A 19,276-nucleotide genomic window follows, 5' to 3' on the forward strand; every position below is an offset into this window, starting at 1 on the left:
GCGTTGACGATCAAGCTGGTGGTGTCCGACGTCGACGGGACACTGGTTCGCAAGGACAAATCGCTCAGCCCGCAAGTGATCGCCGCGGTGCATCGTCTGCGCGCCGCAGAGGTGCCGTTCACGCTGATCAGCGCGCGGCCGGTGTCGGGGGTGCTGCCGCTGGTGACGGCGCTCGGCATCGACGTGCCGCTGGCCGCGTTCAACGGCGGCATCCTGTTCCGGCCGGACGGCAGCGAGATCGTCGCGCATCGGGTCGAGCGTGCGGTGGTCGAGGGGGTGTTCGCGCTCGCCAAAGGCCTCGCGGTCGATCGCTGGGTGTTCGCCGGGGGGCAATGGTATGCGTCGTCCGGCGAGGGCGTGCATGTCGAGCATGAGCGAGTCGCATCCAACCAGGCGCCAGTAATCCGTGCCGATTTCACCGATCTCTACGACCGCGCGGACAAGATCACGTTCGTCAGCGACGACCGCGACTTGCTCAAGGAACTGGCGGCCAAGGCGGTTTCCGCGTTCGGCGACCGTGCGACGATCGGACAAAGCCAAGTCTATTATCTCGACGTAACCGACACGCGCGCGAACAAGGGCGATGGCGTGGCGGCGCTCGCTGAGATGCTCGGCGTCGATCTCGCCGACACGCTGGTGCTCGGCGATATGGACAACGATGTGCCGATGTTCGACCGCGCCGGGCTGTCGATCGCGATGGGTCAAGCGCCCGACGCCGTGAAGGCCAAGGCCGATTGGGTGTCATCGAGCAATCAGGAAGATGGCGTCGCGCACGCCATCGACGCGTTCATTTTGCCCAAGGTGACGACGTGAACCGCTCAAGCCGCCAAAGCCCTCGCTAGCTTCAATCGCCTTCCCGGCGAACGCCGGGGAGGCGCGAAATTATAAGCGGACGATAACGGCATGAAGAAACTGATCGCGTTCGATCTCGACGGTACGCTCGCGCTGTCGAAGCAGCCGCTCGATGATCGCATGGTCAATGCGCTCGCCGATTTGCTCGACGTGTGCATGGTCGACATCATTTCGGGCGGCGACTGGCCGCAGTTCGAGAAGCAGGTCGTGGGGCGGATGATCGACCGCGCCAATCTCGCCAATCTGTTCATCCAGCCGACCACGGGCACCAAACTCTACCGCTTCGTCGATGGCGCGTGGAAGGCGATCTACGCCGAACTGTTCAGCGATGACGAACGCAAGCACATCATCGATGCGTTCGGCCGGGCGATGCACGAAGAGGGGCTCGACCAGGGCAAGACCTGGGGAGAGCGAGTCGAGGATCGCGGCAGCCAGGTGACCTTTTCCGCGCTCGGCCAGCAGGCGCCGCTCGAGGCCAAGGACAGCTGGGATCCAGACCACGCCAAGCGTAAAAAGCTCCAGGCGCGGTTGCGCGGCATGCTGCCGAACCTGTCGATCAACATCGGCGGCTCGACCTCGATCGACATCACGCGGGCGGGCGTCGACAAGGCCTATGGGTTGAAGAAATTGCTCCCGGAGGCGGGGGTGAGCGCGGACGAAGTGCTGTTCCTCGGCGACGCGATCTTTCCTGGCGGAAACGACTATCCGGCGAAGGAGATGGGGCTCGATACGATCAAGGTCGATTCGATCGAGGATACCAAGCGCGTGATCGAGACGATCGTGCTGGTGTTGAAGGGCTGATCTTCTCCCCTCCCTTCAAGGGAGGGGAGTTTAACTAGCGGAGCGCCGCCTCCACGGCGTCGTGGAACACCTTGATCCCGCCCTCCAGGCCGCCCAGCGTGAGCTGCTCGATTGCCCCCGACATCAGCCCTTCCTGACCCAGCGCCGCCGCGCGGAAATCCTCCGCGCCGAACACACCGCCGTCAAGCAGGTTCCAGCTCTTCTCCCAATGCGCCAGCGCCTTGTCGGTCGCAGGCGGCTCCGGGATCAGCATGAAATCCTCGACCAGCACGCGGTCGACGCCGCGCGGCATCAGCGTCATCAGGTTCATGTAATCGGGGCTGACGATCAGGATCGTCGCGGGGAACATCTGGTACGTGTAGGTGATCGCGCGCCGCAGCGTCGGCCAGTCCTCCGCCGCGCAATGGATCGCCTCGACATCGCGCCCGACCGCCGACCGTTGGTGCGCCCCGATCGTGTCGGCCGACGCAACGCCGTCCTTGAAGAACGGCCCGATCGTCGCCGCATGCAGCCGCTGGACGTGATAGCTTTCGAGGAACGCGTCCATGATCAGCTTCCAGTTCGCCGCGACGTCGTGCGTGCAACTGCGAAACAGGTGCTGCCCGGCAAGGTCGAACGCGTCGAAATCGTGCCCCAGCGCTTCGGGCTCGGCGAAGTCAGCGTCCTCGTCGAACGCGACCCAGATCAGCCCGCCGGCTTCGAGCGTCGGCAGGCGCTTGAGCCGGAACTCATCCTTGTCGAGCCCGGGAAACGCATCGCTACGCGGCAGCGCGAGCAGCTGCCCGTCGAGCCCATAGGTCCAGGCATGATACGGACAGACCAGCCTTGCCGCGCACACCCTCTCACCGCCTTCGACCAATCGCGTGCCGCGATGGCGGCAAACGTTGAGAAAGACGTGGGCAGCGCCTTCCTTGTCCCGCGTGATCAACAACGGCTTGCCATAGCCGTCGTGCGGCACAGCCATCCCCGGATCCGGCAGCAGCGCGGACGGCGCAATCACCAGCGGGCGGCGATCGAACAGCCGCTCGCGTTCCAGATAGTACCGCGCCGGATCGGTGTACACGCTGGCGGGAACGTGCGTGATTGCCACCGGCCGCCGCTCGCCACCGCCCGCGGCAAGCTTCTTCGCCAGTGCGAGCTGTCCCGGCGTCGGCGCGATCCTGATCGCCACGTTCATGGGCTTCCTCTCCCGGTATTTGCGGCTAGTGTCTGCCTTAGGAGCGAGGGGAGCAAGCCTGAATGAGCGCAGCGTCGGCACGGCCCAAGGGCTTTAAGGTGTTCGCGGCCGCGATCCGTACGCGCAAGTCGGCGTCGATGCTCGTCTACGGCTTTTCTTCGGGCCTGCCCCCAGCACTCCTTGTCGGCACGCTCACCGCGTGGCTCGGCGAGGTCGGCGTGAAGCTCGCGATGATCGGTGTCCTGTCGTGGATCGGGCTAACCTATGCCTTCAAGTTCCTGTGGTCGCCTTTGGTCGATCGCGTCGAACTGCCACTGCTCGAGCGGCTGGGGCGGCGCAAGAGTTGGATCGTCCTGTGTCAGGTCGTGATGATCCTGAGCCTGATCGCGATCGTCATGACCGACCCGAGCCAGCACATCGCGCGTTTCGCCTTGTTTGCCTTCTTCGGCGCGCTCGCCTCGGCGACCCAGGACATCGCGATCGATGGCTGGCGGATCGACGTCGCGGATGAGAAGACTCCCGTCGAACTGCTCTCCTCGGTCTACCAATTGGGCGGACGCAGTGCGAGCATCGTCGGCGGGGCGGTGGCGCTGTATCTGGCGGCGCGGATGTCGTGGTCCACCGTTTATCTGGTGATGGCGGCGCTGATTGGGGTCGTGCTGATCCTCGGCCTCGGTGCGCCCGATACCGAACGCCCGCAAGCTGCCAAGGTGAGCGTCCTGGCTGAGCCGGGCGAGATCAACCCGCGTATCCGCGCGGCCGGCCTGCTGATCGTCGGCATCAGCTGGATCTGGGCAATCTACATGCTCGTCGCGTTCATGATCAGCATGCTCGTCGATCTGCCACCCGGCGCGACCCGCCCTTCGGCAGGCGATTTCCTCAAGAATTACGGCTGGATGATTATCGCCGCGACGGTGTTCGTCCCGCTGGGTGTCGCGGCGTGGATCAACCGCCTGAAGGCGCGCGGCACAGGCGTCCAAACGGTGGTGGACACGACCCGCTCAGCCGCGCGCACCGCCGCCAACCACCTATACGGCGCGCTGATTGCGCCGCTTGCCGACCTCGCCGAACGGATGCGCTGGGGAGTGCTGGTGGTGATGGCGCTGATCCTGACCTACGCGCTGTGCTACAATGTCTGGGCTTCGTTCGCGTACCCCTTCTATCTCGATTTCATGCATTATTCGAAGGACGAGGTGGCGTTCGCGTCGAAGATCTTCGGCATCATCATGTCGATCATCGGGGTCAGTATCGGCGGCTATCTGTTCCTGCGCATCGGGCGATTTCCGACGGTGCTGATCGGCGCGTTGCTGCCGATCTTCGGCAACTTCGTTTATGCCGATCTCGCCGATGGAGCGCATTATCTCGACGCGGTGCTCCACGTCACCCGGATCGACCTGCTGGCGCAGGCGTTCGGCGGCGATTTACGCATGGCACGCTTGCTGCTGACGATCTGTTACGAGAACATCTCGACCGGGATCGCTGGCGCGGCGCTCGTCGCGTTCATGTCGGGCGTGGTCAGCAAGAAGTTCGCCGCGGTACAATATGCGGTGCTCTCGTCGCTGACCTTCCTGGTCGGTGCGCTGATGCGCGCGCCGGTGGGGGAGGCGATCCCGGTTTATGGCTATGGCAACGTGTTCCGCTGGCTGTCGCTGGCGGGCGTGCTGGCGATCGCGTTCGTGCTGATCGAATGGTGGCGGGCATCGCGCGCGCCGCGCGTCGAAGAGCCGGGGCACACCGGCGAGCGCGCCTAGACCGGGATTTCCTCGTTGGCGGCGAGCGCTTCGCCGGCGAGATAGAGCGACCCCGCGATGAGGACGAGCGGTGCGCCGTCCGGATCGCTCGACAGCCGATCGATTGCTTGTTCTAGGCTCAGTGCCGGATAGCAGTGGCGCGGCGCGGCGTGCGCTTGCGCGAACGCGGCGATGTCGCGCGGGTCGTGATGCTCATGGCCGATCAGCGGGGCGACGTGCGCGGTGCGGACCAGCGGGGCGATCGGGCCGAGCACATCCGCGATCCTGCGGTTCTTCATCAGCCCGAAAATGAGGTCGATCGGCGCCGCGTCGGCAAGCGCCGCCGCGATCGCTTGCGCGGCGTCGGCGTTGTGACCGCCGTCGACCAGCACCGCTCGGCCGGGCAGCTTGGCGGTGAGCGGACCCGGGCCGAGTCGTTGAAGCCGCGCCGGCCAGGCCGCTTGCTCAGCCGCCGCGACATACGCTCCAGGCGGGATCGTCAGCGCGCGTTGATGCCGCAGCATCGCGATCGCCAGCGCGAGATTGGCTTGCTGATGCGATCCGGCGAGGCGAGGGAGCGGGGTCGTCACGCGCCCGGCCGCGTCGCGATAGGTGACGTGGGTCTCGTCGGCGGACCAGGACCAGTGTCCTCCTTCTGCCGCTATCGGGGCGTCGGCGGCGCGCGCGACGCTGGCGATGCGCGCCTCGATCCTGGGCGGGTAGCGCATCGTGACCAAGGGTACGTGCGGCTTGGCGATTCCGGCCTTTTCCGCCGCGATGCCTTCGGGGTCACTCCCGAGGAAGCGTTCGTGGTCGATGCCGAGTTGCGCGATCCCGGTGACGATCGGCTCGGCAATGACGTTGGTCGCATCGAGCCGCCCGCCGAGCCCGACTTCGACGATACAGGCACCGGCCGGCGTGCGGGAGAAGGCGAGGAACGCGACGGCGGTCGTGACTTCGAAAAAGCTCGCGCCGATGTCGCCGCCCGCGTCGAGCACTTCGGCCAGCAACGGCGCGAGTTCGGCGTCGTCGATCAGGCGCCCTGCAAGGCGAATGCGTTCGTTGAAGCGAACGAGGTGCGGGCTCGAATAGACGTGGGTCGTGTATCCCGCGGCTTCTACGCCCGCGCGCAGGAAGGCGCAGGTCGATCCCTTGCCGTTGGTGCCCGCGACATGGAGCACGGGAGGCAGGCGCTCGTGCGGGTTGCCGACGCGGGCGAGCAGTTCGGTGATGCGCTCGAGCCCGAGGATGTCGGCGCCGGGGGATAGCGCCCATAGGCGGTCGAGCTGGTGCTGGACGGCGGAATCGGTCGAGCGGGCGTGGTCGGGCATCTAGTTCCCCTCCCGCTTGCGGGAGGGGCTAGCGGTGGGCATATCTAAAGCCGGAGCCGGGGAACAGGCCCACCCCCAGCCCCTCCCGCAAGCGGGGGGGAGTACATCACGCCGCCTTCCGCGCGTCGGTCAGATACCCCACCACGTTCGCCAGCGTCGCCTTCAGTTGCGCACGCGGCACGACCATGTCGAGCATGCCGTGGTCGAGCAGATACTCCGCGCGCTGAAACCCTTCGGGCAGCTTTTCGCGGATTGTCTGCTCGATCACGCGCTGCCCGGCGAACCCGATCAGCGCGCCCGGCTCCGCAATCTGGACGTCGCCGAGCATCGCATAGCTCGCGGTGACACCCCCTGTGGTCGGGTCGGTCAGCACGACGATATACGGCAGGTCGGCGTCGTGGAGCATCGCGATCGCGACCGTCGCGCGCGGCATCTGCATCAGGCTCAATATGCCTTCCTGCATCCGCGCGCCGCCCGCGGCGGTGAAGATGATGTAGGGCGCGTGCGCCTCGATCGCCGCCTCGACACCGCGGACGAACGCTTCGCCGACCGCGAGCCCCATCGATCCACCCATGAACGCGAAGTTCTGGACGCCCACCACCGCTGTGCGGCCGTCGATCGTGCCGGTCGCGTTGATCAGCGCGTCGCTTTCGCCGGTCGACGCGCGCGCCGCCTTGATTCGATCGGTGTAGCGCTTCTGATCGCGGAACTTGAGCGGGTCCTCGGGCACCCTGGGTGCGGGCAATTCGCGGCACGACCCTTCGTCAAAGATCTGCGCAAAGCGCTCCTTCGGTCCGATCCGCTCGTGGTGCCCGCAATTGGGACAGACGTGGAGGTTGTCCGCCATCTCCTTGGCGAATACCATCTGCCCGCACCCCTTGCACTTGTGCCAGAGATTGTCGGGGCTCTCCTTCTTGGGGATGACGTAGGAGAGCGCGTTGCGGACGCTGCTGAGCCAGCTCATGCCATTTCCTTCCTTGCGGTTCGGATCGCCGCGGACAGGGACTTGATATAGGCGCGGACGGGCTCGGGCGCATCCTCGCCGTGCTGCCCGACCAATTCGACGATCGCCGATCCGACCACCACCCCATCGGCGACGCGCGCGATCTGCGTGGCCTGTTCCGGTGTGCGGATGCCGAATCCGACCGCGACGGGCAAGTCGGTCGCGGCCTTGAGCCGCGCGACCGCGTCTTCGATCGATGCCTGCGCCGCCTGCTGCTTGCCGGTGATCCCGGCAACCGAGACGTAATAGAGAAACCCGCTGGCGCCATCGAGCACTTGCGGCAAGCGCGCGGCGTCGGTGGTCGGGGTGGCGAGGCGGATCAGGTCGATCCCGGCAGAGCGTAGCGCCGGGCCGAGCGAATCGTCTTCCTCGGGCGGGATATCCACGCAGATCACGCCGTCGAGGCCGGCATCGCGCGCGACATTCGCGAACCAGTCGGCACCACGCCGGGTCATTGGATTGGCGTAGCCCATCAGCACCAGCGGTACATCGGGATGCCGCGCGCGAAACGTCTCGGCGAACGCAAGGATGTCGGCGGTCGTCGTGCCCGCGGCGAGGCTGCGCAAGTTCGCTGCCTGGATCGCTGGTCCGTCGGCCATCGGATCGGTGAACGGCATCCCGAGCTCGATCACATCCGCCCCGCCCGCGACGAGCGCGTCGAGAATCGCGGCAGTCGGTCCGTCACCTGCGGTGACGAAGGCGATGAGGGCGGGGTGGCCTTTGGCGAAGGCTTCAGACAGACGGGTCAATCTTTGGTCCTCGGCCACAGGCGATCGAAGATCGGGCTCATTTGAGGAACATCGTCATGATCAGTATGATGCTTATGGCGCTACCGATCAGTCTGGCTCCGGTAACATTTGCAGCTGTGAGCAACATAGCTGCTCCCCAGCCGATAGTTACAATGATCAGGAAGATTACGATCTGAAACGCCGCTTCGGCGAAGAGCCTGCCCCTCATATCGCCACCCCCAACGCCTCGGCGACGGTGAAGATGTCCTTGTCGCCGCGCCCGCACAGATTGGCGAGGATCATCTGATCCTCGTCCATTTCCCGTGCCTTATGCGCTACTGCTGCGATAGCGTGCGAGGGTTCTAGTGCGGGGATGATGCCCTCGGTGCGGCACAGCAGCTGGAATGCATCGAGCGCCTCGGTGTCGGTCGCGCTGGTATATTCGACTCGCCCGATTTCCTTGAGCCATGAATGCTCGGGCCCGATGCCCGGATAATCCAACCCGGCCGAAATCGAATGCGCCTCGGCGATTTGGCCGTCCTCGTCCTGTAGCAGGTAGGTCTTGTTGCCATGGAGGATGCCGGGGAGCCCGCCCGCGAGACTAGCGGCATGCCTGGCGTCGAGCCCCTCGCCCGCCGCCTCGACGCCGAGCATCTTCACGTCGGGATCATCGAGAAACGGGTGGAACAGCCCGATCGCGTTCGACCCGCCGCCGATCGCCGCGACGAGCAGATCGGGCAGCCGGCCGGTGCGCGCCAGCATCTGCGCACGCGCCTCGGTTCCAATGACGCTTTGAAAATCGCGCACCAATTCGGGATATGGATGCGGCCCCGCAGCCGTGCCGATGATGTAGAAGGTGTCGTGGACGTTCGCGACCCAATCGCGCAGCGCCTCGTTCATCGCATCCTTGAGCGTGTTCGCGCCGGAAGTGACGGGGATCACCTCGGCTCCGAGCAGCTTCATGCGGAACACGTTGGGCTGCTGCCGTGCGACGTCCTTCGCGCCCATATAGATCACGCACGGCAACCCGAACCGCGCGCAGACGGTCGCGGTGGCGACGCCGTGCTGGCCGGCACCCGTCTCGGCGATGATCCGGGTCTTGCCCATGCGGATCGCGAGCAGGATCTGGCCGATGCAATTGTTGATCTTGTGCGCGCCGGTATGGTTGAGCTCGTCGCGCTTGAACCACACTTGCGCGCCCTTGCCCGCGGGCGCGCTCTCGCGAAGCGCGTCGGTCAGCCGCTCGGCATAATAAAGCGGGCTGGGGCGGCCGACATAATGTTCGAGCAGGTCGTCGAACTGCGCGCGGAACGCGCGATCGGCCTTCGCCGCGCGATACTCGCGCTCGAGGTCGAGGATCAGCGGCATCAGCGTCTCGGGGACGTAGCGCCCGCCGAACTGGCCGAAGTGCCCGCGATCGTCAGGCTGCGCGCGGTAGGAATTGGGGGCGGTCATAGCTGCGCGACCGCCTGAAGGAACGCGGCGATTTTGTCCACATCCTTGGAGCCAGGCGCGGTCTCGACTCCCGAGGACACGTCGACCAGGGTCGCGCCGGTGCGGCGCGCTGCCTCGGCGACGTTGTCCGGGGTCAGGCCTCCGGAGAGCGCCCAGGGCAGCGGGTGATGGAACCCGTCAAGCACGCTCCAATCGAACCGCAACCCCATGCCGCCGGGCAGCGCGGCGCCGCCCGGCGTCTTGGCGTCATAGACGATTTTATCGGCCGCGCCCTCATACTTGGTCGCGCTGTCGAGATCGCTGCGCGTCTTGATCGGCACCGCGACCCATATCTCTAAGCCGGTGTGCTGCTTCAAGGCTGCGGCGCGACCGGGCGTCACCGAATGGAGCTGGATCACGTCAAGGGCGCCCGCCTCGATCGCTTCGTCGATCAGGGCGTTGCACGGATCGACGAAAATGCCGACCTTCGCGACGTGCGACGGCACGCGCGCCGCGAGTCCAGCGGCCGCTTCGAAGGACACCGCGCGGGGACTGGGTGGAAAGAACACCAGGCCGACGTGACTCGCCCCGCCCGCGATCGCGGCATCGAGCGTTTCGGGGTTGGAGAGGCCGCAAATCTTGGCGGTGACGCGAGACATCGGCGCGCTATAGACGCGGGCGGGGGCGGATGACCATGCCGGACGACCAACCGTTGCGCCGCATCGCCGTGCTGGGCAGTTCGGGCGCGGGCAAGTCGACGCTGGCGCGGCGGATCGGCGAGATCACGGGGCTCCCGGTCGTGCATCTCGACAAAGAACATTGGCAGCCGGGGTGGGTCGAGCCCGATCGCGAGGCATGGCAAGCGCGGCTAACAGAGATCGCGGCGCAGCCCGAATGGGTGATCGACGGGCAATATGGCGCATCGTTGCCGGCGCGGCTGGCACGCGCGGATCTGGCGATCTTCCTCGATCCGCCGACCTGGCTGTGCCTGTGGCGCGTTATCCAGCGTTTCGTCGCGCTACGCGGCCGGGTGCGGCCGGACATGGGCGAGGGATGCCCGGAAAAGCTAGACCTCGAATTCTTGCATTACGTCGTGACGTTCCGCCGCCGGCAGCGGCCCAAGATCATCGCGGCGCTGGACGCGAGCGGCGTGCGCACGCTTCGGTTTTGCGATCGGCAGGATCAGGCGACGTTCGCCCGAACATTGCAGCGCGATGGCCTTGCCGCCGCGGCGGCTAACGCAACGGCTTTTCGAGCACCGTCATGAATAAAGACGGGTCGAGCGGCACGGGGAAATCGCGTCGTTCAGCGGTCGCGACGTATCCGCGCCGTAGGTAATAATCGATCAGTTCCCGGCGGCTCTCGATCACCGTCATCTCGATGCGATCGGCGTTGAATTCGTCGCGCGCGGTCGCTTCGGCGGCGGCGATCAGTTGCTTGCCATAACCGCGCGCCTGGAGCAGCGGATCGATGCACAACAGCCCAAGATACGCCAGCCCGCCGCCCAAATCGGCCACGCGGACGCAGCCGATCATGCGATCGCGTTCGAAGGCGAGCAGCAGGCGTTCGGTCGACGCGGCAACCATCGCCGCCAGCTCGTCGCTGCCGATCCGCTCGCCCTCCAGGAGATCGGCCTCGTGTGTCCACCCAGCACGCGCGCTGTCGCCGCGATAGGCGCGCCGGATCAGCGGCTGGAGCGTCGCGAGATCGTCGGGAGTGGCAGGCCGAATCGTCAGCGCGGGCAAGGCTATAACGTCGCCCCGATCTCGCGCGCGGCCATGTCGGGATCGTCGGCACCAGTGATCGGGCGCCCAACCACCAGGATCGATGCGCCGGCGTCTAGTGCGGCGCGTGGGGTAACGACGCGCTTCTGGTCGCCGATGCTGCCATTGGCGGGGCGCACGCCGGGGACCACGAAGAAGCCCTTGGGCCATGCCTTATGCGCAGCGGCGACTTCGTTGCCCGAGCAGACCACGCCGTCGAGTCCCGCTTCCATCGCCAGCTCGGTCAGCCGCAGCACTTGATCGTGCGCCGACCCCGAAACCCCGGTCGCGCGCAAGTCGCTGTCGTCCAGGCTCGTCAACATCGTGACCGCGACGATCTTGGTGTCGATCGGCGCCGCCGCCTTGGCATCCTCCAGCATCGCGCGGCCACCGCCGGCATGGACGGTCAGCACCGCGGGATCGAGCCCGCGCAACGACTGGATCGCCTTGCCGACCGTGTTGGGGATGTCGTGGAGCTTCAAATCGAGAAAGATCGGCAGCCCGAGCTCGTGCATTTCGCCAACGCCGTGGCGGCCGTTCGCCATGAAGAATTCAAGGCCCAGCTTGATCCCGCCGACATGGTGGCGGACTCGCGTTGCGATCGTCTTGGCGCGCTCGATGTCGGGGGTATCGAGCGCCACGTACAGCCGGCTCGTCATGGCTCCAGGTCCAGCGGCGGCTGGTTGGATGATTTCCGGGACGGCGGCGGCGGTGGCGGTGGCGGTGGCGGCGTCACGGGTATCACGGGCGCGGCGGGCGCTGCCGAAGCGATCGGGGGGTCGACGACGGCGACGTTCGGCGTCGGCTTCAGGTCGGCAATGATGCGCTCGGCGGTGCTGAGACGCTGCGCCAACCGCCAGCGCTGCGTGCGAAAATACAGCCAGGTCGGCACCAGCCCCGCGAGGAACATCAGCAGCATCAGGAACGGCAGGTTCACCTCGGCGACCAACCCGCCCCACAGGTTGATCGACACCCATGTCCAATTGCCGAAGGTGAATATCGCTGCGACGAACGCGAGCAGGCACCAAAGCAGGATCTTGAGGAACTGCATGGACCGGGACGCTAGCGGGGCAGGGTGGGTTTGGCCAGAGCAAGCCGTCGTCCCGGCGAAGGCCGGGACCGCTGGCGTGGGAAGCAGTCACCCCGCCATGCAGCGGCCCCGGCCTCCGCCGGGGCGACGGAGCCTATCCCACTTCCTTGCGCAGCGCCTCGATCAACCCCGGCACCGCTGCCAACCGCGGCTCTTCCTCGTCGAGGATGGCGTGGAACGCCTGGCGCTTGATCGCCGCGACCCGTCCGGGCTTCATCCGCGCGCGCGGCGGGAGCGCGGAGACGATGATGTCGATCATCCGCTCGGCGCCATGGAGGCGGCCCCACAGATAGTCGTTCTCGCGATAGGCGCGGCTGAAGAACGCGCCGAAGCTGTTGAACTGCGTTCCCTTCAGCGTCGCCTCGGCGCCGCCCTTGCGGATCGCAGTGGCGTCCTCGGGCGCGATGCGATCGACCTTGATCGGGTCGAATTCGTCGAGCCCTTCGCCCTGGAGCAGCGGCAAAGTCGCGACGTCGAAGAACGGAAAGCCGAGATAGGACAGCAGCAGCGGCCGTTTGACGTCCTTGGGCATGCCCGCAAACGCGTCGGCGAGCGCCTTGTCGGTCTGCGCATCGAGGCGTTTGAGGTCGAGCGAACGCGCGAGTTGGTGGAGCAACGGCATCGCGTCGCGGTGGAGCGCCCGGACCTCGCGCTTCAAGTGCGCGTGCGGGTCGGTGCGCTTGGCTTCGAGATAGGCGGCCAGCGCGTCGTAGATCGCGTCGCGCGCGGCGGCGAGATCGCCTTCCTCCAATTCCTCTTCGAGCTCGGTCAGCCGCCGCGCGACCAGCCGCAGGCGGCGGATGCGAAAGCCCAGGTCGAACGACCGCAGGAACAGGATCGCGCTCCGGCTCGCCTTGCCCGAGAAGGTCAGGTCGCCATTCATCTCCGCCACGGTCTTCGTCACCACGCCGCGGATCCGCGCCAGCCGCTCGGGGCCGGCCTCGCCGCCGACCGCCTGGAGGAGGTTGGTGATCAGGTCGATCACGCCTGCGGTCTTCAAGTGACCGTAGGCGGCGTAGGCGAACCCGGCCTTGGCGGCGGCGGCGTTCTGCGCCTTGATCCGCCACGCCACGAGCCGCGCCGGCGTCGGGGAATCGAGAAACAGCGTATAGCCGAACAGCGCCTCGATCTGTGCTTCGACCTCGGGTCGGATCGCGTGCGTGATGCTGCGCATCCGCTCGATTCGCGCGCTACGTTCCTGGATCGCCTCCAGATTGTCGCGGATCGGTTGTTGGCGCGGCAATTCGGAGATCGCGCCGATGATCGTCTGGAAGAAACCCGGGCTCTCGGCCGCGGTCGCGCCGATCTGGAAGCCGAGCCCGGGGAAGGGGTCGATATAGACGAAGCGCCGGTCGATCTCGCGACGCGCGGGACGTTCGCGCAATGCGTCGATCGCGGGACGGAAAGGGGCGTTGGCGAGCACCGATCCGTCGATCAGCACCGCCTTTTCGGCGGAGTTCGCGGCGAAATGGCGCGGCAGGATGCGCGCCAGGAAGGCCGTGCGCGTGGGCCATTGCATGTTGCGCTGTTCGAGCACGGTGTCGAGCTCGCCGACCGAGAAGGGCGGGAAGGCGCCGGGGAAGCTCGACGTCGCCCGCGCGGCGAAGGTCAGCTCGGCTGGATCGGCGAACGCGGCATCGCCGTGATCCGTGAAGGGGATGACCAGGCGATGCTCGGTCTCAAGCACCTCGGGCGGCGAGTTGAGTTGCAGCCGCTCGGGATGGCCCCGAAAATCGGTCACCGTCACGAACAGGTCGAGCGGTTGGCCTTCGGGCAGCAACCGTCCGTCCGCCTCGGTCTTCGCCATCGCATCGAGCGCGTCCAGGATCAGCCCGACGAATCGCTTGCCCCCGAACGGCGGCTCGAACCAGCGCGATCGCACGAAATGCGAGAGCTTGTGACGGACCTCCTCGCGCGCCTCCGATTCGACCAGCTCGTCGACGCTGGCATTGGCCCGGCGCTGCGCCATCCACGCGATCGGCACCGCCCACGCCTTCGAGAAGCGGTTGGAGGGTGCGGCTTCGGGATCGATCAGCGCTTCGATATCGGCTGCCTCCAGCCACAATTTGGTCAGCGGCTCGAGGCTCTGCCCGGTGGCGATCGCTTGCGCGAGGAACACGCCGTTGATCCCGCCCGCGCTGGCGCCCGCGATGATGTCGGGAAGCACGCGCAACCGAACACCGGCCTCGCGCTCGATCTCGCCGAGCAACGCGCAATAGACGCATTCGGTCGAGCTCACGGGCAGTGTTTCGGCGGCGTGGAACGCGCGGGAGGCGCGCGCGACCCGCCAGATCTCCTTGGTGATGCCGTGCATGTACACCGCCAGGCTGATCCCGCCGTAGCAGACCAGTGCCATGCGCAGCTCTTTTTCGCGCTTCATCGCGGTGTCACGAGGGCTCGACCCTGGCCCAGATCGGGAGATGGTCGGAGGCGGTCCGCGAGGCGGGCGAGTGGTGCACCCCGCAATCCGCGATCCTGAGCTCGGGCGACGCCATGATGCGGTCGAGCCGCCCGACCGGACGCCGCGCGTGGAAGCTGGGGCCGGTCGCCGCGATCGTGAAGCGCTCGGCGAAGTCCTTGAGGCACCCAGAGCGCCGCGTCCATTCGTTGAGATCGCCCATCATCACCGTGGGCAGGCGCCTGGCGGCCGAATCGAGGTGCGCGAGGATCGATTCCGCCTGGCGCCGCCGCATCAGCCCCGACAGGTCGAGATGCATCCCCACGACGCGCACCGCGATGCCGTTGACGCGCAGATCGGCCATTACCGCGCCGCGCGGCTCGAGCGTGGGCAAGTGGATCGCCTCGCAATCGAGGATCTCCGCTTCCTTGCGGACGAGCAGCACGTTGCCATGCCACCCGCTCGATTGCTCGTTCCCGAACGGGACCGCCTTCCACGGGCTGTGGTCGGCGAGGTGGTGCGGCGGGAGGATCGCCGCGCGGCGGCCGAAGCGGCGATCGGCTTCCTGCAGCGCGATGATGTCGGCATCGATTTCGTGCAGCACGTGCAGGATGCGATCGGGGCTGCGGATACGGTCGGTGCCCACGCCCTTGCGGATATTATAGCTCGCGACCTTGATCATTGAGCCGGCGTAACGCCCTCCGCATGGTGCGGGTTTCACCTAGGCGGTGTATCGGTGCGCGGCAATGACCGACTCTTCGATCGCCGATGTCGCCCGCGTGCGTGCGCTGCTGCTCGAAGCGGCGGGCGAGGGCCGGGCGGTCAGCTATTCCGAATTGCTGGGGGCGCTCGGGCACCGCTTCACGCGGCCGAAGATGCGGGCTGTGTGCAAGACGCTCGACGTCGTCGACGAGGCGGCGATCGCCGCAGGCGAGCCTGAATTGGCCGTGCTGGTGGTGCGCGAATCGGACGGGCTGCCGGGGCAGGGCTGGTGGGGCGGAGCGCGGGCGTTCGTGCTCGGCTATGGCGGCCCCTGGACCGGCCCGCGCGCCGCAAAGCTCGTGCGCGAGCAACAACAGATCGCGTTCGACTATTGGCGGCACCAAGCCTCGGCTTGAACCGGCAACGTCATCCGTTGCCCTTCTTGCGCCGCGTCTCCCAACCCTTCTTCGCGGCCGCTGACCGCTCCGCATGGCTCTGGCTGCTGCCACCCTTCCGACCGCCCTTGCGCGAGCTTTCGTGGTTTTCTTTCTTGCCGCGGCCTGAGCCCGACTTCTTGCCGCCACCCGATTCCTTGTTGACGGTGGCCCAGGCGCGGCGTTCGGCTTCGTCCTTGCCGACGCCACGATCTTCGTAGCCTTCCTCGATGTGCTCGGCCTTGCGTTTCTGCTTGTCGGTGTAGCTCGATTTGTCTCCGCGTGGCATTTCGTGCTCCTTGCTGGTTAGATGACCCCGGTCCCGCCATTGGCGCCGAATACGCTGCCGGTGGTGAAGCTGTTGGTTTGCTCGGCGAGCGTGACATAGAGGCCGGCCAATTCGGCAGGCTGGCCGGCACGGCCGAGCGCAGTGTCCTGCCCGAACTTTTCGACCTTGCCTTCGAGCTGGCCGCCCGAAATCTGTAGCGGCGTCCATACCGGCCCGGGTGCGACGGCGTTGACTCGGATGCCCTTGCTCCCGAGTTGTTTGGCGAGCCCTTTGGTAAAGATCTCGATCGCGCCCTTGGTCGTCGCGTAATCGAGCAATTCCTCGACCGGGTTGAAGCTGTTGACGCTCGCGGTGTTGATGATGGCCGAACCGGGCGGCATGAATTCCGTGGCGCGTTTCGACATCCAGAACATCGCGTAGACGTTGGTCTTCATCGTCCGGTCGAATTGCTCGTGGGTGATGTCGGCGATCGATTTCTGCGCTTGTTGATAGCCGGCGTTGCTGACCAGTAGGTCGAGGCCGCCGAGTTGCTCGCGCGCATCGTCGAGGAGCTTGAGGCAAAACGCCTCATCGGTCAGGTCGCCCGGCAGTTGCACCAGATCGATGCCGTCGCGTTCGAGCACCTGCTTCAAGTCATCTGCGTCTGGCTGCTCGCGCGGATGATAGTTGATCGCTACCTTGGCGCCCTCGCGCGCGAAGGCGATCGTTGCGGCGCGGCCGATCCCCGAATCGCCGCCGGTGACCAGCGCGTGGCGTCCTTTCAGCCGGCCAGTCCCGACATAGCTGTCCTCGCCGCAGTCGGGCACCGGATCCATGTCGCGCTGAAGCCCCGGCCATTCCTGCGGCTGCTCCGCGAAGCCTTCGCTGTGATATTTATCCTGCGGGTCGATCAGCATATCGGACATTCTTCTCTCCGGTCGTGAGGATGCGGGCGACGGCGCGCGCCGCCGCCCATTCCGATGGCTCAGGCGTCTTCGCGCTGCGTCTGCGGCGCCCGCGCATTGGCGCCGCTCTCCGCCAGCCCGGTGAGCTTCTCGTCGGTCGCCTTTTCCTCGTCGAGGGTCGCCTGGAGCAGTGGCACCACCTGGTCGTGGCCCATCTGGTTCGCCCAGGCGATCAGCGTGCCGTACCGCGTGATCTCGTAATGCTCGACCGCTTGCGCCGACGCGATCAGGCCGGCGTCGAGCACCGCCTTGTCGGCGATGTCGCCGGCAACTTCGTTGGCTTCCTTGATGATGCCGTCGATCGCCGGGCAATCGACCGCCTTGGCCTTTTCGCCAAGCAATTCGAACACTTGCTCCAGCCGATCGATTTGCCCGCGGGTTTCCTCCAGATGCTGTTCGAACCCGGCACGCAACTGGCCATCGGTGGCCTTCTCGATCATCTTGGGCAGCGCCTTGGTGATCTGGTTCTCGGCATAATAGATATCCTGCAGCGTGTGCAGGAACAGATCGTGCAGCGTCTCGATATCTTTGGTGAACAGGCCCATCGTGGCTCTCCTCTGCGGCAGGGTCGGTGGTGGTGCGGGCGTTTCGCCCGGCGGACACCAAGAGAACCCGCGACCGCGCATCTTGCTGCGTCGGCGCGAAAATATTTTCGCCTAACCTAAGTTAGTTGGCTCTCCGTGGCGCCGCTCGCCACGCGAATTTTGTCCGGAACCGAAGGGCTGCCATGCGGTTGGAAGGGGCGTCGCCAGCCTGGAGACTGACATGCCCCCCAACGACGTTAATACCGCCGACGCGCCGCCCGAAGTCGAGCCGCGGGACACCCGCGACGACGCCCCGCCGACGACCGCCAAGGATCTCGACGCGGATCGCGAGCTGGTCGGGCGCTCGGTTACGATCAATCGGCCGGTCGTCGAGCTTTACGCCTATTTCCGCGATTTCTCGAACGTTCCCAGCTTCATGGAGAACATCGTGCGGATCGACGTGCGCGACGCGACGCACTCGCACTGGGTGGTCAAGGCGCCGGGCGGCAAGACGGTGGAATGGGACGCCACCGTCACCCGGGAGGTCGAAAACGAGGAGATCAGCTGGCGATCGGACGAGGGCGCCGACGTTCCCAATTCGGGCAAGATCGAGTTTCGCGATGCCGGCGCACGCGGCACCATCGTCACCGCGACGATTGCGTATGAACCGCCCGCCGGAACGATCGGCAAGCTGATCGCCAAGCTGTTCCAGCGCGAGCCCGCGATCCAGGCAAGGCGCGACCTGCGGCGCTTCAAGCAATTGATGGAGACAGGTGAGATCGCCACCCCCGCGATGAACCGCAAGCAATTCGAGGAGATGGGGTTGTGAGAGCGCTTACCTGGCACGGCAAGCACGATGTGCGGATGGACACGGTCGACGATCCGGGAATCGTCAATCCGCGCGACTGCATCATTAAGGTGACCTCGACCGCGATCTGCGGGTCCGACCTCCACCTCTACGACCATTACATCCCGACGATGCAATCGGGCGACATTCTCGGCCACGAATTCATGGGCGAGGTCGTCGAGGTCGGTCCGAAATCGACATTGAAGAAGGGCCAGCGCGTCGTGGTGCCGTTCACCATCTCGTGCGGCAGCTGCTATTATTGCGGCAAGCACCAATATTCGGCGTGCGACAACGGCTTGCCCGCCGACAATCAGGACATCGCGCAGGAACTGTATGGCCACCCGATGGCGGGGCTGTTCGGCTATAGCCACATGACCGGCGGCTACGCCGGCGGCCAGGCCGAATATGTCCGCGTGCCGTTCAGCGACGTTGGCCCGATCGTCATTCCCGACGGGATCGACGACGACAAGGTGCTGTTCCTGTCGGACATTCTCCCGACCGGCTGGATGGCGGCGGAGAATGCGGAGATCGAGCCCGGCGATACCGTCGCGGTGTGGGGCTGCGGTCCAGTCGGGCTATTCGCGGTGCAATCGGCGTTCCTGATGGGTGCCGAGCGTGTGATCGCGATCGACCATTTCCCGACGCGGCTCGAACTCGCCAGGAAGTTCGGCGCCGAAACGATCAATTTCGAGCACACCGAGACTTACGAAGCGCTGATGGAGATGACCGGCGGGATCGGTCCCGACGCCGTGATCGATGCGGTCGGGCTGGAGGCGCACGGCTTCTTCGCCGACAACGTGATCGACCAGATCAAGGCTTCCACGTTCCTCGGCACCGATCGTCCGCACTCGATCCGCCAGGCGATCATCGCCTGCAGGAAGGGCGGGCGCGTGTCGATGCCCGCGGTCTATGGCGGGTTCGTCGACAAATTCCCGCTCGGTGCGCTGATGGAGAAGGGTCTGACGCTCAAGACCGGCCAGACTCACGTGCAGCACTACATGCCCGGCCTGCTCCAGGCGGTCCTCGACGACAAGATCGACACCACGTTTCTGATCTCGCACCGCCTGCCGCTCGAACAGGCGCCCGAGGGCTACAAGATGTTCCACGACAACCAGAACGAAGTGACGAAGGTCGTGCTGAAACCCGGCATGAGCGGCACGCAGGCAGCGTAGCTGACAGCGAGATCGCGAATGCCGGCCGGCCTCGGCGGCACCGAGGACCGACGACGC

At 66.1% G+C, this 19,276-nt stretch carries 21 protein-coding genes; 7 read left to right on the top strand and 14 right to left on the bottom strand.

Annotated elements, in window-relative coordinates; genetic code table 11:
• Window positions 1–3: 3 nt before the first annotated feature.
• Entirely contained in the window at window positions 4–813 is an 810-nt protein-coding gene (locus VH326_RS02660; RefSeq protein ID WP_329630249.1) for a Cof-type HAD-IIB family hydrolase, read from the top strand.
• 90 nt (window positions 814–903) lie between these two features.
• Window positions 904–1,653 carry an HAD-IIB family hydrolase gene (locus VH326_RS02665; protein ID WP_329630250.1) on the top strand — a complete coding sequence of 250 codons (750 nt, stop codon included), beginning with the start codon at window positions 904–906 and terminating at the stop codon, window positions 1,651–1,653.
• A 34-nt stretch (window positions 1,654–1,687) separates the two neighbouring features.
• Here the strand turns inward: VH326_RS02665 and VH326_RS02670 are convergent, their stop codons facing one another.
• A complete protein-coding gene (locus VH326_RS02670) occupies window positions 1,688–2,830 on the bottom strand; it encodes an aromatic ring-hydroxylating dioxygenase subunit alpha (RefSeq protein ID WP_329630251.1) in 1,143 nt (380 codons plus the stop codon).
• A gap of 62 nt (window positions 2,831–2,892) precedes the next feature.
• Here VH326_RS02670 and VH326_RS02675 point away from each other — a divergent pair, with 62 nt between their 5' ends.
• A complete protein-coding gene (locus tag VH326_RS02675; protein WP_329630252.1) occupies window positions 2,893–4,581 on the top strand; it encodes an AmpG family muropeptide MFS transporter in 1,689 nt (562 codons plus the stop codon).
• Here VH326_RS02675 and VH326_RS02680 read toward each other — a convergent pair.
• The 5 genes from VH326_RS02680 to VH326_RS02700 all read right to left on the bottom strand — a co-directional run bounded on the left by VH326_RS02680 (window position 4,578) and on the right by VH326_RS02700 (window position 9,715).
• Window positions 4,578–5,891: a bifunctional folylpolyglutamate synthase/dihydrofolate synthase gene (locus tag VH326_RS02680; protein ID WP_329630253.1), complete on the bottom strand. Its 1,314-nt coding sequence runs from the start codon at window positions 5,889–5,891 to the stop codon at window positions 4,578–4,580. The two genes, VH326_RS02675 and VH326_RS02680, sit on opposite strands and share 4 nt — an antisense overlap.
• A 106-nt stretch (window positions 5,892–5,997) precedes the next feature.
• A complete protein-coding gene (gene accD / locus VH326_RS02685; protein WP_329630254.1) occupies window positions 5,998–6,855 on the bottom strand; it encodes an acetyl-CoA carboxylase, carboxyltransferase subunit beta in 858 nt (285 codons plus the stop codon).
• Window positions 6,852–7,643 carry a tryptophan synthase subunit alpha gene (gene trpA / locus VH326_RS02690; RefSeq protein ID WP_329630255.1) on the bottom strand — a complete coding sequence of 264 codons (792 nt, stop codon included), beginning with the start codon at window positions 7,641–7,643 and terminating at the stop codon, window positions 6,852–6,854. Before trpA ends, accD begins: the two co-directional genes overlap by 4 nt.
• Before the next feature lie 204 nt (window positions 7,644–7,847).
• On the bottom strand, window positions 7,848–9,077 hold the full coding sequence (gene trpB, locus VH326_RS02695) for a tryptophan synthase subunit beta (protein ID WP_329630256.1): 1,230 nt from the start codon (window positions 9,075–9,077) through the stop codon (window positions 7,848–7,850).
• Window positions 9,074–9,715: a phosphoribosylanthranilate isomerase gene (locus VH326_RS02700; RefSeq protein WP_329630257.1), complete on the bottom strand. Its 642-nt coding sequence runs from the start codon at window positions 9,713–9,715 to the stop codon at window positions 9,074–9,076. Before VH326_RS02700 ends, trpB begins: the two co-directional genes overlap by 4 nt.
• 35 nt (window positions 9,716–9,750) lie before the next feature.
• Here VH326_RS02700 and VH326_RS02705 point away from each other — a divergent pair, with 35 nt between their 5' ends.
• Window positions 9,751–10,323: a topology modulation protein gene (locus VH326_RS02705; RefSeq protein WP_329630258.1), complete on the top strand. Its 573-nt coding sequence runs from the start codon at window positions 9,751–9,753 to the stop codon at window positions 10,321–10,323.
• On the opposite strand, the gene VH326_RS02710 is transcribed toward VH326_RS02705, so the two are convergent.
• From VH326_RS02710 to VH326_RS02730, 5 genes are all read right to left on the bottom strand, one after another.
• Window positions 10,292–10,792, bottom strand: a complete 501-nt coding sequence (locus VH326_RS02710; RefSeq protein WP_414714249.1) for a GNAT family N-acetyltransferase — start codon at window positions 10,790–10,792, stop codon at window positions 10,292–10,294. The two genes, VH326_RS02705 and VH326_RS02710, sit on opposite strands and share 32 nt — an antisense overlap.
• A gap of 11 nt (window positions 10,793–10,803) precedes the next feature.
• Complete coding sequence (gene pyrF / locus VH326_RS02715) at window positions 10,804–11,478, bottom strand: orotidine-5'-phosphate decarboxylase (protein ID WP_329630260.1); 675 nt, start codon at window positions 11,476–11,478, stop codon at window positions 10,804–10,806.
• A complete protein-coding gene (locus tag VH326_RS02720) occupies window positions 11,475–11,870 on the bottom strand; it encodes a hypothetical protein (RefSeq protein ID WP_329630261.1) in 396 nt (131 codons plus the stop codon). The genes pyrF and VH326_RS02720 overlap by 4 nt, the downstream gene beginning before the upstream one ends.
• Window positions 11,871–12,003: 133 nt before the next feature.
• Window positions 12,004–14,289 carry a patatin-like protein gene (locus VH326_RS02725; RefSeq protein ID WP_329630262.1) on the bottom strand — a complete coding sequence of 762 codons (2,286 nt, stop codon included), beginning with the start codon at window positions 14,287–14,289 and terminating at the stop codon, window positions 12,004–12,006.
• A gap of 7 nt (window positions 14,290–14,296) precedes the next feature.
• The gene (locus VH326_RS02730) at window positions 14,297–14,989 is read right to left on the bottom strand and encodes an endonuclease/exonuclease/phosphatase family protein (protein WP_329630263.1); all 693 of its coding nucleotides are present in this window, start codon (window positions 14,987–14,989) and stop codon (window positions 14,297–14,299) included.
• 64 nt (window positions 14,990–15,053) lie between these two features.
• On the opposite strand from VH326_RS02730, the gene VH326_RS02735 reads away from it, so the two are divergent.
• Window positions 15,054–15,425 carry a ribose-phosphate pyrophosphokinase gene (locus VH326_RS02735; protein WP_329630264.1) on the top strand — a complete coding sequence of 124 codons (372 nt, stop codon included), beginning with the start codon at window positions 15,054–15,056 and terminating at the stop codon, window positions 15,423–15,425.
• 10 nt (window positions 15,426–15,435) lie between these two features.
• On the opposite strand, the gene VH326_RS02740 is transcribed toward VH326_RS02735, so the two are convergent.
• From VH326_RS02740 to VH326_RS02750, 3 genes are read right to left on the bottom strand one after another with little or no spacing between them, the layout of a single operon-like run.
• The gene (locus tag VH326_RS02740) at window positions 15,436–15,732 is read right to left on the bottom strand and encodes a plasmid stabilization protein (RefSeq protein ID WP_329630265.1); all 297 of its coding nucleotides are present in this window, start codon (window positions 15,730–15,732) and stop codon (window positions 15,436–15,438) included.
• 17 nt (window positions 15,733–15,749) lie between these two features.
• On the bottom strand, window positions 15,750–16,637 hold the full coding sequence (locus tag VH326_RS02745) for an SDR family oxidoreductase (RefSeq protein ID WP_329630266.1): 888 nt from the start codon (window positions 16,635–16,637) through the stop codon (window positions 15,750–15,752).
• A gap of 59 nt (window positions 16,638–16,696) precedes the next feature.
• Window positions 16,697–17,221, bottom strand: coding sequence for a ferritin-like domain-containing protein (locus tag VH326_RS02750; protein ID WP_329630267.1), 525 nt, complete (start codon window positions 17,219–17,221; stop codon window positions 16,697–16,699).
• A gap of 220 nt (window positions 17,222–17,441) precedes the next feature.
• Between VH326_RS02750 and VH326_RS02755 the strand changes: the two genes are divergently transcribed.
• Complete coding sequence (locus VH326_RS02755) at window positions 17,442–18,029, top strand: SRPBCC family protein (protein ID WP_329630268.1); 588 nt, start codon at window positions 17,442–17,444, stop codon at window positions 18,027–18,029.
• Entirely contained in the window at window positions 18,026–19,219 is a 1,194-nt protein-coding gene (locus VH326_RS02760; protein WP_329630269.1) for a zinc-dependent alcohol dehydrogenase, read from the top strand. The genes VH326_RS02755 and VH326_RS02760 overlap by 4 nt, the downstream gene beginning before the upstream one ends.
• The last annotated feature ends 57 nt before the right edge of the window (window positions 19,220–19,276 follow it).

Source organism: Sphingomonas sp., from assembly GCF_036269755.1.
In the GTDB taxonomy this organism is placed as follows: domain Bacteria; phylum Pseudomonadota; class Alphaproteobacteria; order Sphingomonadales; family Sphingomonadaceae; genus Sphingomonas.

Excerpts from the sequence above, each read along its gene's own strand:
- VH326_RS02665 (WP_329630250.1), top strand. The coding sequence starts at position 904 with ATGAAGAAACTGATCGCGTTCGATCTCGACGGTACGCTCGCGCTGTCG.
- VH326_RS02670 (WP_329630251.1), bottom strand. The coding sequence starts at position 2,830 with ATGAACGTGGCGATCAGGATCGCGCCGACGCCGGGACAGCTCGCACTG.
- VH326_RS02675 (WP_329630252.1), top strand. The coding sequence starts at position 2,893 with ATGAGCGCAGCGTCGGCACGGCCCAAGGGCTTTAAGGTGTTCGCGGCC.
- VH326_RS02680 (WP_329630253.1), bottom strand. The coding sequence starts at position 5,891 with ATGCCCGACCACGCCCGCTCGACCGATTCCGCCGTCCAGCACCAGCTC.
- accD (WP_329630254.1), bottom strand. The coding sequence starts at position 6,855 with ATGAGCTGGCTCAGCAGCGTCCGCAACGCGCTCTCCTACGTCATCCCC.
- trpB (WP_329630256.1), bottom strand. The coding sequence starts at position 9,077 with ATGACCGCCCCCAATTCCTACCGCGCGCAGCCTGACGATCGCGGGCAC.
- VH326_RS02700 (WP_329630257.1), bottom strand. The coding sequence starts at position 9,715 with ATGTCTCGCGTCACCGCCAAGATTTGCGGCCTCTCCAACCCCGAAACG.
- VH326_RS02705 (WP_329630258.1), top strand. The coding sequence starts at position 9,751 with ATGCCGGACGACCAACCGTTGCGCCGCATCGCCGTGCTGGGCAGTTCG.
- pyrF (WP_329630260.1), bottom strand. The coding sequence starts at position 11,478 with ATGACGAGCCGGCTGTACGTGGCGCTCGATACCCCCGACATCGAGCGC.
- VH326_RS02720 (WP_329630261.1), bottom strand. The coding sequence starts at position 11,870 with ATGCAGTTCCTCAAGATCCTGCTTTGGTGCCTGCTCGCGTTCGTCGCA.
- VH326_RS02725 (WP_329630262.1), bottom strand. The coding sequence starts at position 14,289 with ATGAAGCGCGAAAAAGAGCTGCGCATGGCACTGGTCTGCTACGGCGGG.
- VH326_RS02730 (WP_329630263.1), bottom strand. The coding sequence starts at position 14,989 with ATGATCAAGGTCGCGAGCTATAATATCCGCAAGGGCGTGGGCACCGAC.
- VH326_RS02735 (WP_329630264.1), top strand. The coding sequence starts at position 15,054 with ATGACCGACTCTTCGATCGCCGATGTCGCCCGCGTGCGTGCGCTGCTG.
- VH326_RS02740 (WP_329630265.1), bottom strand. The coding sequence starts at position 15,732 with ATGCCACGCGGAGACAAATCGAGCTACACCGACAAGCAGAAACGCAAG.
- VH326_RS02745 (WP_329630266.1), bottom strand. The coding sequence starts at position 16,637 with ATGTCCGATATGCTGATCGACCCGCAGGATAAATATCACAGCGAAGGC.
- VH326_RS02750 (WP_329630267.1), bottom strand. The coding sequence starts at position 17,221 with ATGGGCCTGTTCACCAAAGATATCGAGACGCTGCACGATCTGTTCCTG.
- VH326_RS02755 (WP_329630268.1), top strand. The coding sequence starts at position 17,442 with ATGCCCCCCAACGACGTTAATACCGCCGACGCGCCGCCCGAAGTCGAG.